Here is a 14,088-nt window from a genome sequence, read left to right as displayed (position 1 = left end):
TGACGGGTACGGGTCGCCATGCCGTTCAGGGGGTCTCCGAATGTCACTTCGAAGGCCTCAGGGAGGTAGGGTCGGGGGTGGTCGGGGACATCCCAATACAGCTCGCCGGCGTCGAAACCGGCGTACCAACGAGGAGATCGGTTCGTGACGATCCGCGTAGGCATCAACGGCTTTGGCCGCATCGGTCGTAACTACTTCCGCGCGCTGCTGGAGCAGGGTGCAGACATCGAGATCGTGGCTGTCAACGACCTGGGTGACACCGCGACCACCGCTCACCTGCTGAAGTACGACACCATCCTCGGCCGCCTCAAGCAGGAGGTCACGCACACCGAGGACACCATCACCGTCGGCGGCAGGACCATCAAGGTCCTCTCCGAGCGCAACCCGGCCGACATCCCCTGGGGTGAGCTGGGCGTGGACATCGTCATCGAGTCCACCGGCATCTTCACCAAGAAGGAAGACGCCGAGAAGCACATCGCGGGCGGCGCCAAGAAGGTCATCATCTCCGCCCCGGCGAAGAACGAAGACGTCACCATCGTGATGGGCGTCAACCAGGACAAGTACGACGCCGCCACGGACAACGTCATCTCCAACGCCTCCTGCACCACCAACTGCGTGGCGCCGATGGCGAAGATCCTGGACGAGAACTTCGGCATCGTCCGCGGTCTGATGACGACGGTGCACGCGTACACGAACGACCAGCGGATCCTGGACTTCCCGCACAAGGACCTGCGCCGCGCCCGCGCCGCCGCCGAGAACATCATCCCGACCACCACCGGCGCGGCGAAGGCCACCGCCCTGGTGCTGCCGCAGCTCAAGGGCAAGCTGGACGGCATCGCGATGCGCGTCCCGGTCCCGACCGGCTCGGTCACCGACCTCGTCGTCGAGCTCTCCCGCGAGGTCACCAAGGAAGAGGTCAACGCCGCCTTCCAGAAGGCCGCCGAGGGCGAGCTGAAGGGCATCCTCGAGTACACCGAGGACCCGATCGTCTCCTCCGACATCGTCAACGCCCCGGCGTCCTGCACGTTCGACTCGTCCCTGACCATGGTTCAGGACGGCAAGAACGTGAAGGTCATCGGCTGGTACGACAACGAGTGGGGCTACTCCAACCGCCTCGTCGACCTCACGGTCTTCATCGGCAACCAGCTCTGATCGGCAGAGCAGGCACCTCGATGTGAGAACAGGGCTCGGGCAGCGCACCACCGCGCGGTCCGGGCCCTGACGCGCGTACGGCGGGCCGGGTCCCTCGGCCCGCCCGCGTGCGGATCGACCGGCCCTCGTACGATCAAGAGCCCCTCCTCAGGAGTCCCATTCCCATGAAGACGATCGACGAACTTCTCAGCGAAGGCGTGGACGGCAAGCGGGTCTTCGTCCGCGCCGACCTCAACGTGCCGCTGGCCGACGGTGTCATCACCGACGACGGCCGCATCCGCGCCGTGCTGCCCACCGTCAAGGCGCTCGCCGGTGCCGGCGCCAAGGTGATCGTGGCCTCGCACCTGGGCCGCCCCAAGGGCGCCCCGGACCCCGCCTTCTCGCTGCTGCCCGCCGCCGAGCGCCTCGGTGAACTGCTGGGCGCCCCCGTGGCCTTCGCCCAGGACACCGTGGGCCCCGCCGCGCACGGTGCCGTGGACGGCCTGGAGCCCGGCCAGGTCGCGGTCATCGAGAACCTGCGTTTCAACCCCGGCGAGACGTCCAAGGACGACACCGAGCGCGGCGAGTTCGCCGACGCCCTCGCCGCCCTCGCGGACGTCTACGTCGGCGACGGCTTCGGCGCGGTGCACCGTAAGCACGCCTCGGTCTACGACCTGCCGGCCCGTCTGCCGCACTACGCCGGATACCTCATCGCCACCGAGGTCGGCGTCCTGAAGAAGCTCACCGAGGACGTCAAGCGGCCCTACGTCGTCGCCCTCGGCGGTGCCAAGGTCTCCGACAAGCTCGCCGTCATCGACCAGCTCCTCGGCAAGGCCGACCGGCTGCTCATCGGCGGCGGCATGGCGTACACCTTCCTCAAGGCCAAGGGCTACGAGGTCGGCATCTCCCTCCTCCAGGAGGACCAGGTCCCGACCGTCACCGAGTACATGGAGCGCGCCGAGAAGCAGGGCGTCGAGCTGCTGCTTCCCGTCGACGTCGTGGTCTCCCGGGAGTTCCCGGACCTGAAGACCAAGGCGCCGACGCAGAACAACACGGTCGACGCGGACAAGATCCCCGCCGACCAGGAGGGCCTGGACATCGGCCCGCGCACCCGTGAGCTGTACGCCTCGAAGCTCGCCGACGCCGCCACCGTCTTCTGGAACGGCCCGATGGGTGTCTTCGAGCACCCCGACTTCGCCGAGGGCACCAAGGCGGTCGCCCAGGCCCTCGTCCACTCCGACGGCTTCACCGTGGTCGGCGGCGGCGACTCCGCCGCGGCCGTCCGTACGCTCGGTTTCGACGAGAACGCATTCGGCCACATCTCGACCGGCGGCGGCGCCTCCCTCGAATACCTCGAGGGCAAGACGCTCCCCGGCCTCGCCGCACTGGAGGACTGACCTCAATGACCACCCGCACGCCGCTGATGGCGGGCAACTGGAAGATGAACCTCAACCACCTCGAGGCCATCGCGCACGTCCAGAAGCTCGCCTTCGCCCTGGCCGACAAGGACTACGACGCCGTCGAGGTCGCCGTCCTGCCGCCCTTCACCGACCTGCGCTCCGTGCAGACCCTGGTCGACGGCGACAAGCTCAAGATCAAGTACGGCGCCCAGGACATCTCGCAGCACGACTCCGGCGCCTACACCGGCGAGATCTCCGGCCCCATGCTGGCCAAGCTCAAGTGCACCTACGTGGTGATCGGGCACTCCGAGCGCCGGCAGTACCACGACGAGACCGACGAACTGGTCAACGCGAAGGTCAAGGCCGCCTACAAGCACGGCCTGACCCCCATCCTCTGCGTCGGCGAGGAACTGGACGTCCGCGAGGCCGGCAACCACGTCGCGCACACGCTCGCCCAGGTCGAAGGCGGTCTGAAGGACCTCCCGGCCGAGCAGGCCGAGTCGGTCGTGATCGCCTACGAGCCCGTGTGGGCCATCGGCACCGGCAAGGTCTGCGGCGCCGAGGACGCGCAGGAGGTCTGCGCCGCCATCCGCGCCAAGCTCGCCGAGCTGTACACGCAGGACGTGGCCGACAAGATCCGCATCCAGTACGGCGGCTCGGTCAAGTCGGGCAACGTCGCCGAGATCATGGGCCAGGCCGACATCGACGGCGCCCTGGTCGGCGGCGCCTCGCTGGACGCCGACGAGTTCGTCAAGATCATCAGGTTCCGCGAGCAGTGAGCCGGCCGTGAGTAGGCGGTAGCGGCGATACGTCGTACCCTGGCGGGGGCACAGCCAAGGTGCTGTGTCCCCGTCGTCCATCCGTATCCGAGGAAGTTGGTCCAGCCGTGGTTTTGGGGTTCTCGATCGCCCTGATCGTCTTCAGCCTGCTGCTGATGCTGCTGGTGCTGATGCACAAGGGGAAGGGCGGCGGCCTCTCCGACATGTTCGGCGGCGGCATGCAGTCCTCCGTCGGCGGCTCCTCCGTCGCCGAGCGCAACCTCGACCGCATCACCGTCGTGGTCGGTCTGCTGTGGATCGCCTGCATCATCGTCCTCGGCATCCTGATGAAGTCCAACAGCTGACGAGCCGGCGAACACCGTACATTCCGCACGGAAGGCCCCATGGTCGGTACGCGCTCCACAGCGCGGCCTATCATGGGGCTTGCGTCTGTGTGCGGGGGACGGTAACTCCCATCACTGGACGCGCGTTGGGCCTTACGTAGACTGAGGCGCTCGCAGCGAAGCGGTACGCCGACTCGTTTCGCGGCACCATCACGCAGGGAGTTACGACCGTGGCAAGTGGCAACGCGATCCGGGGAAGCCGGGTCGGGGCGGGGCCGATGGGCGAGGCCGAGCGCGGCGAGTCCGCGCCGCGCCTGCGCATCTCCTTCTGGTGCTCCAACGGGCACGAGACGCAGCCCAGTTTCGCCAGCGACGCACAGGTGCCCGACACCTGGGACTGCCCGCGCTGCGGCTTCCCGGCCGGTCAGGACCGGGACAACCCGCCGGACCCGCCCCGCACCGAGCCGTACAAGACGCACCTCGCCTATGTGCGCGAGCGGCGCAGCGACGCGGACGGCGAGGCCATCCTCGCCGAGGCGCTCGCCAAACTGCGGGGCGAGATCTGACAGCTGACGCCCCGTCGGGTGCCGCCTCGGCACTCGGGGGAGTCCGGCGTGGCTCGTTCCTCACCGGGGCCGGCCGAGTGGACGGCTGACGACGCCCGGACGGCCGCGCGGCGGTCGCCTCCACGCGCCCTCACGGAAACGGGGGCGGTGCGGGCTGTGGTGCCCGCGCCGCCCCCGTCCCGTACTCGGTGGTGACCGGTGGTCGATCAGGCCGACGCCGGCGGGTACAACGACCGGGGCAGTTGCGACGCCGCCGCCGTGTCCAGCAGCCACAGCGTGCGCGCGCGGCCGTACGCGCCCGCCGCCGGGGCCTGGATCTCGCCCGTGCCGGACAGCGCCATCGCCACCGCGTTCGCCTTGTCCTCGCCCGCCGCGAGCAGCCACACCTCACGGGCCGAGCGGATCGCGGGCAGGGTCAGGGAGATGCGGGTGGGCGGCGGCTTCGGCGAGCCGTGGACGCCGATGACCGTGCGCTCCGTCTCCCGCACCCCCGGGTGCTCCGGGAACAGGGACGCCACGTGCGTGTCCGGGCCGACGCCCAGCATCAGCACGTCGAAGGTGGGGACCGCGCCGTGGTTGGCGGGGCCGGCCGCGTGGGCCAGCTCCTCGGCGTAGGCCTCCGCCGCCGTCTCGACGTCCGTGCCCCACGGCCCGTCGGAGGCGGGCATCACGTGCACCCGCTTCGGATCCAGCGGTACGGAGTCCAGCAACGCCTCCTTGGCCTGTGTGACGTTGCGCTCGGGATCGCCCTCCGGCAGGAACCGCTCGTCACCCCACCACAGGTCCAGGCGCCCCCAGTCGACGGCGTCGCGGGCGGGTGCCGAGGCCAGCGCGGCCATGACGCCGTTGCCGTTGCGGCCGCCGGTCAGGACCACGGACGCGGAGCCCGTGGAGGCCTGCGCGTCCACGATCTTCGTGATCAGCCGGGCCGCGGCGGCCTGCGCCATCAGCTCCTTGTCACGGTGGACGACCAGCTGCGGAGTGCTCACTTGGCCGCCGCCTTCCGGGTCGGGGTCTTCCTGGCGGTCTTGGCGGCGGCACGCCGCGCGGGTGCCTTCGCCGCCTCCTCCTCCGGTGTGGCCACCGCGACCGCCGCCTCCGCGGTGGCCTGCGGCGCCGAGCCGTCCAGCCGTTCCACCCCGAAGCGCAGCGCCGACGCGTAGGTGTCGTCCGGGTCGAGCCGCCGCAGCTCCTCCGCGATCAGTTCGGCCGTCTCCCGCCGCTTCAGCGCCACCGCACGCTCCGGCTGCCCCTGGACGGACAGCGTGGCCAGCCTGCCGTCGGCCCGGTCCAGCTTGACCGGGCCGCAGCTGGTGTCCATGCGGACCGCGGTCAGCCCCGGCCCGGCGGACAGCGAGCGCTTGACCGGTACGTCCAGCCGGTCCGCGAGCCACATCGCCAGCAGCTCGCAGCTCGGGTTGAACTCCTCGCCCTCCACCTCGACGGACCGGACCTCGCAGGTCACCTGGTCGAGCGCGGCGGCCAGCATGGAACGCCACGGCGTGATCCGGGTCCACGCCAGATCCGTGTCGCCGGGGGTGTACGCCTCGGCCCGCGCGGCCAGTTCCCGCACCGGCTCCTCGCAGGCGTAGGCGTCGGTGACCCGGCGCTGCCCCAGCGCGCCGAGGGGGTCCTCGGCCGGGGCCAGCGGGCCGTTCACCGGCCACCAGACCACGACCGGCGCGTCCGGCAGCAGCAGTGGCAGCACCACGGACTGGGCGTGGTCGCAGACCTCGCCGTACAGCCGCAGCACGACCGTCTCGCCGGTGCCCGCCTCCGCGCCCAGCCGGACCTCGGCGTCCAGCCGTGAGGAGGTGCGGTCGCGCAGGGTGCGCGAGACCCGCCGGATGACGACCAGGGTGCGCGAGGGGTGCTCGCGGGAGGCGTCACCGGCGGCCTTGAGGGCGTCGTAGGCGTTCTCCTCGTCGGTGACTATGACGAGGGTGAGCACCATGCCGACGGCGGGTGTGCCGATCGCCCGGCGGCCCTGCACGAGCGCTTTGTTGATCTTCCCGGCGGTGGTGTCGGTCAGGTCCGTCTTCATGGCCGGCGCCAGCTCCGTCCGTCTCGTGCGAGCATCTCGTCCGCCTCGTCCGGCCCCCATGTCCCGGACGCGTACTGCGCGGGCCTGCCGTGCGTGTCCCAGTACTCCTCGATCGGGTCGAGGATCTTCCAGGAGAGTTCGACCTCCTCCGTGCGCGGGAAGAGGTTGGAGTCGCCGAGGAGCACGTCCAGGATGAGCCGTTCGTACGCCTCCGGGCTGGACTCCGTGAAGGACTCGCCGTAGGCGAAGTCCATCGAGACGTCCCGGATCTCCATCGAGGTGCCCGGCACCTTGGAGCCGAAGCGCACGGTGACGCCCTCGTCGGGCTGTACGCGGATGACGACCGCGTTCTGCCCCAGCTCCTCCGTCGCCGTGGTGTCGAAGGGGGAGTGCGGGGCGCGCTGGAAGACCACCGCGATCTCGGTGACCCGGCGGCCGAGGCGCTTGCCGGTGCGCAGGTAGAAGGGGACGCCCGCCCAGCGGCGGTTGTCGATCTCCAGTTTGACGGCCGCGTAGGTGTCGGTCTTCGACTTCGGGTCGATGCCGTCCTCTTCGAGGTAGCCGATGACCTTCTCGCCGCCCTGCCAGCCGGCCGCGTACTGTCCGCGCACCGTCGTCGCGCCCAGGTCCCCGGGCAGCCGGACGGCACCGAGGACCTTCTCCTTCTCCGCGGCCAGCGCGTCCGCGCCGAAGGAGGCGGGCTCCTCCATCGCGGTGAGCGCCATCAGCTGGAGCAGGTGGTTCTGGATGACGTCACGGGCGGCGCCGATGCCGTCGTAGTAGCCGGCCCGGCCGCCGATGCCGATGTCCTCGGCCATGGTGATCTGCACGTGGTCCACGAAGGACCGGTTCCAGATCGGCTCGAACATGGTGTTGGCGAAGCGCAGGGCCAGGATGTTCTGGACGGTCTCCTTGCCCAGGTAGTGGTCGATGCGGAAGACCTGGTCCGGGGCGAAGACCTCGTGGACGACCTTGTTCAGCTCCTCGGCGGACTCCAGGTCGTGGCCGAACGGCTTCTCGATGACCGCGCGCCGCCAGGAGCCGCCGGTCTGGTCCGCCAGGCCGTGCTTCTTCAGCTGCTGGATGACGACCGGGAAGGACTTCGGCGGGACGGACAGGTAGAAGGCGAAGTTGCCGCCCGTGCCCTGCGCCTTGTCCAGCTCCTCGATGGTGCCGCGCAGCCGTTCGAACGCCTCGTCGTCGTCGAAGGTGCCCTGCACGAACCGCATGCCCTGGCTGAGCTGCTGCCAGACCTCCTCGCGGAAGGGCGTGCGCGAGTGCTCCTTGACGGCGTCGTGCACGACCTGCGCGAAGTCCTCGTGCTCCCAGTCGCGCCGGGCGAAGCCGACCAGCGAGAAGCCCGGCGGCAGCAGCCCCCGGTTGGCGAGGTCGTACACCGCGGGCATGAGCTTCTTGCGGGACAGGTCGCCCGTCACGCCGAAGATGACCAGGCCCGACGGCCCCGCGATACGCGGGAGCCGTCGGTCTGCGGGGTCACGCAGCGGGTTACCGCTGGACAAGGTGTCAGCCCTCCGCGGGGGCGAGGCGCTCCAGCTCCGCCTCGGTCGACTTCAGCAGGTCGTTCCAGGAGGACTCGAACTTCTCGACGCCCTCGTCCTCCAGGACCTGGACCACGTCGTCGTAGGAGATCCCGATCTTCTCCAGGGCGTCGAGGTCGGCACGGGCCTGCTCGTAGGTGCCGCGCACGGCGTCGCCGCGGACCTCGCCGTGGTCCTCGGTGGCCTCCAGGGTGGCCTCCGGCATGGTGTTCACGGTGTTCGGCGCCACCAGTTCCTCGACGTACATGGTGTCCTTGTACGCCTTGTCCTTCACACCGGTGGAGGCCCACAGCGGACGCTGCTTGTTCGCGCCCGCGTTCTCCAGCACGCTCCAGCGGTCCGAGGAGAAGACCTCCTCGTACGCCTGGTAGGCCAGGCGCGCGTTGGCCACGCCCGCCTTCCCGCGCAGCGCCTTGGCCTCGTCGGTGCCCATCTCGTCGATGCGCCGGTCGATCTCGGTGTCGACGCGGGAGACGAAGAAGGACGCCACCGAGTGGATCTTGGACAGGTCCAGGCCGCGCTCCTTGGCCTTCTCCAGGCCGGTCAGGAAGGCGTCCATGACCGCGCGGTAGCGCTCCAGGGAGAAGATCAGCGTGACGTTGACGCTGATGCCGTTGCCGATGGTCTCGGCGATGGCCGGCAGACCCGCCTCGGTGGCCGGGATCTTGATGAGCGTGTTCGGGCGGTCCACCAGCCAGGCCAGCTGGCGGGCCTCGGCCACCGTCGCCTTGGTGTTGTGCGCCAGGCGCGGGTCGACCTCGATCGAGACCCGGCCGTCCTGGCCGTCGGTGGCGTCGAAGACCGGGCGCATGATGTCGGCGGCGTCGCGGACGTCCGCCGTGGTGATCATGCGGATTGCCTCTTCGACGGTGACCCGGCGGGCGGCGAGGTCCGAGACCTGCTGGTCGTAGCCGTCGCCCTGCGAGATCGCCTTCTGGAAGATCGTCGGGTTGGTGGTGACGCCGACGACGTGCTGCTGGTCGATCAGCTCGGCGAGGTTGCCGGACGTGATCCGCTTGCGCGACAGGTCGTCCAGCCAGATCGCGACGCCTTCATCGGAGAGGCGCTTGAGTGCGTCTGTCATGGAAATTGCATCTCCTACGTGTCGTATATGAGCGTCAGCGCTGGGCGGCGGCGAGGGATTCCCGGGCCTTGGCGACCACGTTCTCGGCGGTGAAACCGAATTCGCGGAACAGCACCTTGGCGTCGGCGGAAGCACCGAAGTGCTCCAGGGAGACAATGCGTCCGGCGTCCCCGACGTACTTGTGCCAGGACAGGGCGACACCGGCCTCGACCGCGACACGCGCCCGCACGGCCGGGGGCAGCACGCTGTCCCGGTACCCCTGGTCCTGCTCCTCGAACCACTCGACGCACGGCATGGACACCACGCGCGTGGGAACACCGTCGGCCTGGAGCTGCTCGCGCGCCTCGACGGCCAGGTGCACCTCGGAGCCGGTGGCGATCAGGACGACCTGAGGCTGCGCGCTCTGCCCGTCGGACCCTTCGGCCTCGAACAGGACGTAGCCGCCGCGCACGGTGTCGTCGTTCGGCTCGTACGTCGGCACGCCCTGGCGGGTCAGCGCGAGGCCGTGCGGGGCGCCCTTGCCGAACTCCTTGGTCCAGCGGCGCTGGATCTCGGTCCAGGCGAGGGCGGTCTCGTTGGCGTCGGCGGGGCGGACGACGTTCAGGCCCGGGATGGCGCGCAGCGAGGCGAGGTGCTCGACGGGCTGGTGGGTGGGGCCGTCCTCACCCAGGCCGATGGAGTCGTGCGTCCACACGTACGTCACCGGCAGGTGCATCAGCGCGGACAGGCGCACCGCGTTGCGCATGTAGTCGGAGAACACCAGGAAGGTGCCGCCGTACGCGCGCGTGTTGCCGTGCAGCGTGATGCCGTTCAGCTCTGCGCCCATCGAGTGCTCGCGGATGCCGAAGTGGATCGTGCGGCCGTAAGGGCTCGCCTCCGGCAGCGGGTTGCCCTCGGGCAGGAACGACGAGGTCTTGTCGATGGTGGTGTTGTTGGAGCCGGCCAGGTCGGCGGAGCCGCCCCACAGCTCGGGCAGCACCTCGCCGAGCGCCTGGAGCACCTTGCCGGAGGCCGCGCGGGTGGCCACGCTCTTGCCCGCCTCGAAGACCGGGATCTTCTCGGCCCAGCCGGCGGGCAGTTCGGCGGCGGCGATGCGGTCGAACTCGGCGGCCCGCTCCGCGTCGGCCTCGCGCCAGGCCTGGAAGGACTTCTCCCACGTGGCCTTCGCCTGCCGGCCGCGCTCCAGCGCCTGGCGGGTGTGGCCGATGACCTCGTCGGAGACGTCGAAGTGCTTGTCGGGGTCGAAGCCGAGGACGCGCTTGGTGGCCGCGACCTCGTCCTCGCCCAGCGCCGAGCCGTGCGCGGCCTCGGTGTTCTGCGCGTGCGGGGCCGGCCAGGCGATGATCGAGCGCATCGCGATGAAGGACGGCCGGTCGGTGACCGCCTTGGCCTTCTGGATCGCCGCGTAGATGGCCTGCGGGTCCAGGTCGCCGTCCGCCTTGGGCTCCACGCGCTGCACGTGCCAGCCGTAGGCCTCGTACCGCTTGGCGGTGTCCTCGGAGACGGCCGTCTCGGTGTCGCCCTCGATCGAGATGTGGTTGTCGTCCCACAGCAGGACCAGGTTGCCGAGCTTCTGGTGGCCGGCCATCGAGGACGCCTCGGCGGAGATGCCCTCCTGGAGGCAGCCGTCACCGGCGATGCAGTAGACGAAGTGGTCGAACGGGGACTCCCCGGCGGGGGCCTCCGGGTCGAACAGACCGCGCTCGTAGCGGGCGGCCATGGCCATGCCCACGGCGTTGGCGACGCCCTGGCCCAGCGGGCCGGTCGTGGTCTCCACACCGGCCGTGTGCCCGTACTCCGGGTGGCCCGGGGTCTTGGAACCCCAGGTGCGGAAGGACTCCAGGTCCTCCAGCTCCAGGCCGAACCCGGCCAGGTAGAGCTGGGTGTAGAGGGTCAGGGAGGAGTGACCGGCGGACAGCACGAAGCGGTCTCGCCCCACCCACTGCGGGTCCGCCGGGTCGTGCCGCATCACCTTCTGGAACAGGGTGTAGGCGGCAGGAGCCAGGCTCATCGCCGTACCCGGATGGCCGTTGCCGACCTTCTGTACGGCATCGGCGGCCAGGACGCGCGCGGTGTCCACCGCGCGCTGGTCCAACTCGGTCCACTCGAGGTCTGTGGTGGTCGGCTTGGTGCTCACCCTGGTTCAGGGCTCCTCTCCACATGTCGGATGCCGACGCGTGTGTCCACGCACCGGCTGCCGGCGTTCTGGCGTCGGCCGGCCGTTGTTGAGCCTACCCCCGTAAAGACGTGCGTTTTTTCGAGTCATTCAAGAGTGCCGGGACTCCGGGAAATCCGCCTGCCGACCGGCTCCTTCCCCTATTCGGCAAGTGAATACGGGGGCGCTCATCCGATCGCTCATTCGAGCCGTCGTGCGCCCGTCGGAAACCCTTTCCGGACGCCGTCCCGGCGGCACCCCCAAACCACCGCCGGGGGCCTGCCGCGCGGGCGGTGCCAACACGACCCCACCCCCGCGAATGTCCGGGTCTGGGCAACGTCTACAGTGGCGTGGTACGCGCGAGTCTTTACCCTGTGTTCACAGGGGTGGGGCTCGCTGGGAGTCTCTGTCAGGGGTGTGCGTGACGGCCGTCGAATCCCGTCCAGCGGGACTACTCGGTGCAGGCCAGAGCCCGAGCCACCGGCCGTTCGGGGCCCGTGTCAAGGCGTTCGTGGCACTGACCAAGCCGCGGATCATCGAGCTGCTGCTGATCACCACCGTTCCGGTGATGTTCCTGGCGCAGCAGGGTGTGCCCGACCTGAAGCTGGTGCTGCTCACCTGTGTCGGCGGCTACCTGTCCGCGGGCGGCGCCAACGCGCTCAACATGTACATCGACCGTGACATCGACGCGCTCATGGACCGCACCTCGCAGCGCCCGCTGGTCACCGGCATGGTCAGCCCGCGCGAGTGCCTGGCCTTCGGCATCTCCCTGGCGGTCGTCTCCACCCTGCTGTTCGGGCTCACCGTCAACTGGCTGTCGGCGTGGCTGTCGCTCGGAGCGCTCCTCTTCTACGTCGTCGTCTACACGATGATCCTCAAGCGGCGCACCTCGCAGAACATCGTCTGGGGCGGCATCGCCGGCTGCCTGCCGGTGCTCATCGGCTGGTCGTCCGTCACGGACTCGATGTCGTGGGCGCCGGTCATCCTCTTCCTCGTCATGTTCTTCTGGACGCCGCCGCACTACTGGCCGCTGTCCATGAAGGTCAAGGAGGACTACGCGCGCGTGGGCGTGCCGATGCTCCCGGTGATCGCCTCCAACAAGGTGGTCGCCCGGCAGATCGTCATCTACAGCTGGGTGATGGTCCTCGTCTCGCTGCTGCTGACCCCGCTCGGCTACACGGGCTGGTTCTACACCGTGGTCGCCCTCCTGGCCGGCGGCTTCTGGCTGTGGGAGGCGCACGGGCTGCAGAACCGCGCCAAGGCCGAGGTGACCGGCGTGAAGCTGAAGGAGATGCGCCTGTTCCACTGGTCGATCACCTATGTGTCGATCCTCTTCGTCGCGGTGGCGGTGGACCCCTTCCTGCGCTGACCTCCGCAGACGTCGCCTGCGGGCGGTGGGGGCACCCCCTGCTCGAAGGGCTTGGGGGAGCGTGGCCGAGGCCACGTACCCCGCCCGTCGCAGTAACCACTACCCGTCGGTAGCATCCTGGCCATGGCAGACACGCAGCAGGTTGACCCCAAGGCCGAGCGCAAGGCGGCCCGCCTCGCCCGGCGGATCGGCTCCTTCTCCCGGGCGCACGGCGGTGCCGAGGGCCAGGTCGCGTACCTCGGGCAGCGCGGCGCCCGGATCGTCCTCGTCGGCGAGGACGGCACCTGGGGCGACGTCGTGGCCCCCACGTACGCCATCGCCGAGCAGGCGGTGGCGAAGTCCGGCATCACCGTCCACGAGTCCTTCGACGGCGAGTTCGCCGCCAAGGTCAGGACGGGCCCGTACGAGTGGTCCCGCATGGCGGGCATCCAGCTCGGTGGCCCCGCGAACGGCTGAACAAAGCCGCCGGGCGGGCAACACCTGAGAGCCGGTTCACCCGTTAGGACTCACGCAGGAAGTGGTCCCAGCCGGGGGAGACCGGATGATCGAAACGCCGTCCCTCGTGGACCAGTACTGCCACGGCGTGCTGCGGACGGAACTGGGCCTCGGCACCTTCGAGGCCCAGCTGGCCCGGACCGAGGGCCCGCCCGCGCCCGGCACCACCCTCTTCGACACCCAGACCGGTTTCGCCGTACGCCGCTGGTGCCCCCCGCTGCTCGGCCTGGAGCCGCACTGCCCGCCCGCCCGCTATCTGGCCCGGCGCCGCGAGCTGGGTGTCCTGGAGGCCGGCCGCAGGCTGCTGCGCGGCAGCGGCATCACCGACTACCTCGTGGACACGGGGCTGCCCGGGGACCTCACGGGACCGGGCGAGATGGCCTCGGCGGGGGCCGCCGCCGCCCACGAGGTGGTCCGCCTGGAACTTTTGGCCGAGCAGGTCGCCGACACCTCGGGAACCGTCGAGGCCTTCCTGTCCAACCTCGCCGAGGCGGTGCACGGCGCCGCCGCGGACGCGGTCGCCTTCACCTCCGTGGCGGGTCTGCGGCACGGTCTCGCGCTCGCGCCCGAGCCACCGGGGCCGGGGGAGGTGCGGGGCGCCGCGGGACGCTGGCTGGCGCGGCGGGGCGTCGGCGGGGAGCTGAGCGATCCGGTGCTGCTGCGCCACCTGCTGTGGATCGCGGTGGCCTCCGGGCGCCCGCTCCAGCTGCACGCCGGGCTGGGCGAGCCGGGGCTGCGCACCGACCGCACCGACCCGGTGCTGCTGACGGACTTCGTCCGGGCGACCGCGGGACTGGGCACGGACCTGGTGCTGCTGCACGGGTACCCGTACCACCGCAACGCGGCGCACCTGGCCGCCGTCTTCCCGCACGTGTACACCGACTCGGGGGCCGCGCTGGCGCGCACGGGCGCACGGGCCGCCACCGTGCTCGCCGAGATCCTGGAGCTGGCCCCCTTCGGCAAGATCCTCTTCTCCAGCGGCGCCCGCGGGCTGCCCGAGCTGCACGTGGTGGGGGCCCGGCTGTTCCGGGAGGCGCTGGGCCGGGTGCTCGGTGCCTGGGTGGCCCAGGGCGCCTGGTCACCGCAGGACGCGCAGCGGGTGGCACGGATGGTCGCGGCGGGCAACGCCCGGCGGGTGTACGGGCTGGGGTGACCGCCTCCGCGGGCTGCGGTGACCCGCGGG

General features: G+C 70.4%; 13 protein-coding genes. 8 read left to right on the top strand and 5 right to left on the bottom strand.

Annotated elements, in window-relative coordinates:
- Positions 1 to 144: 144 nt before the first annotated feature.
- The 5 genes from gap to AB0G56_RS02910 all read left to right on the top strand — a co-directional run bounded on the left by gap (position 145) and on the right by AB0G56_RS02910 (position 4,199).
- A complete protein-coding gene (gene gap / locus AB0G56_RS02930; protein ID WP_360962640.1) occupies positions 145 to 1,152 on the top strand; it encodes a type I glyceraldehyde-3-phosphate dehydrogenase in 1,008 nt (335 codons plus the stop codon).
- A 164-nt stretch (positions 1,153 to 1,316) separates the two neighbouring features.
- Positions 1,317 to 2,528, top strand: a complete 1,212-nt coding sequence (locus tag AB0G56_RS02925; RefSeq protein WP_360962637.1) for a phosphoglycerate kinase — start codon at positions 1,317 to 1,319, stop codon at positions 2,526 to 2,528.
- A gap of 5 nt (positions 2,529 to 2,533) precedes the next feature.
- Complete coding sequence (tpiA, locus tag AB0G56_RS02920) at positions 2,534 to 3,310, top strand: triose-phosphate isomerase (RefSeq protein ID WP_360962634.1); 777 nt, start codon at positions 2,534 to 2,536, stop codon at positions 3,308 to 3,310.
- Between the two features lie 107 nt (positions 3,311 to 3,417).
- Complete coding sequence (gene secG / locus AB0G56_RS02915) at positions 3,418 to 3,654, top strand: preprotein translocase subunit SecG (RefSeq protein WP_360962631.1); 237 nt, start codon at positions 3,418 to 3,420, stop codon at positions 3,652 to 3,654.
- A 209-nt stretch (positions 3,655 to 3,863) separates the two neighbouring features.
- A complete protein-coding gene (locus tag AB0G56_RS02910) occupies positions 3,864 to 4,199 on the top strand; it encodes an RNA polymerase-binding protein RbpA (RefSeq protein ID WP_003957010.1) in 336 nt (111 codons plus the stop codon).
- Between the two features lie 206 nt (positions 4,200 to 4,405).
- On the opposite strand, the gene pgl is transcribed toward AB0G56_RS02910, so the two are convergent.
- Genes pgl through tkt form a run of 5 tightly spaced genes read right to left on the bottom strand, consistent with a single transcriptional unit; the run spans position 4,406 to position 11,023 of the window.
- Positions 4,406 to 5,188, bottom strand: a complete 783-nt coding sequence (gene pgl / locus AB0G56_RS02905; protein WP_360962628.1) for a 6-phosphogluconolactonase — start codon at positions 5,186 to 5,188, stop codon at positions 4,406 to 4,408.
- Complete coding sequence (gene opcA / locus AB0G56_RS02900) at positions 5,185 to 6,243, bottom strand: glucose-6-phosphate dehydrogenase assembly protein OpcA (RefSeq protein WP_360962625.1); 1,059 nt, start codon at positions 6,241 to 6,243, stop codon at positions 5,185 to 5,187. The genes pgl and opcA overlap by 4 nt, the downstream gene beginning before the upstream one ends.
- Entirely contained in the window at positions 6,240 to 7,763 is a 1,524-nt protein-coding gene (gene zwf, locus AB0G56_RS02895) for a glucose-6-phosphate dehydrogenase (RefSeq protein WP_360962622.1), read from the bottom strand. The genes opcA and zwf overlap by 4 nt, the downstream gene beginning before the upstream one ends.
- A 4-nt stretch (positions 7,764 to 7,767) precedes the next feature.
- Positions 7,768 to 8,886, bottom strand: coding sequence for a transaldolase (gene tal, locus AB0G56_RS02890; protein WP_360962619.1), 1,119 nt, complete (start codon positions 8,884 to 8,886; stop codon positions 7,768 to 7,770).
- A 34-nt stretch (positions 8,887 to 8,920) separates the two neighbouring features.
- The gene (gene tkt / locus AB0G56_RS02885) at positions 8,921 to 11,023 is read right to left on the bottom strand and encodes a transketolase (protein ID WP_360962616.1); all 2,103 of its coding nucleotides are present in this window, start codon (positions 11,021 to 11,023) and stop codon (positions 8,921 to 8,923) included.
- A 433-nt stretch (positions 11,024 to 11,456) separates the two neighbouring features.
- Here tkt and AB0G56_RS02880 point away from each other — a divergent pair, with 433 nt between their 5' ends.
- From AB0G56_RS02880 to AB0G56_RS02870, 3 genes are all read left to right on the top strand, one after another.
- Positions 11,457 to 12,410, top strand: a complete 954-nt coding sequence (locus AB0G56_RS02880) for a heme o synthase (protein ID WP_360962614.1) — start codon at positions 11,457 to 11,459, stop codon at positions 12,408 to 12,410.
- A gap of 123 nt (positions 12,411 to 12,533) precedes the next feature.
- Positions 12,534 to 12,866, top strand: a complete 333-nt coding sequence (locus tag AB0G56_RS02875; RefSeq protein ID WP_360962611.1) for a hypothetical protein — start codon at positions 12,534 to 12,536, stop codon at positions 12,864 to 12,866.
- Between the two features lie 85 nt (positions 12,867 to 12,951).
- The gene (locus AB0G56_RS02870) at positions 12,952 to 14,058 is read left to right on the top strand and encodes an amidohydrolase family protein (RefSeq protein WP_360962608.1); all 1,107 of its coding nucleotides are present in this window, start codon (positions 12,952 to 12,954) and stop codon (positions 14,056 to 14,058) included.
- Positions 14,059 to 14,088: the final 30 nt, after the last annotated feature.

The sequence above is a fragment of the Streptomyces sp. NPDC021356 genome, assembly GCF_040641015.1.
In the GTDB taxonomy this organism is placed as follows: Bacteria; Actinomycetota; Actinomycetes; order Streptomycetales; family Streptomycetaceae; genus Streptomyces.
The sequence above is the reverse complement of the archived record's forward strand: the minus strand, read 5'-3'. Positions and strand labels throughout refer to the sequence as shown.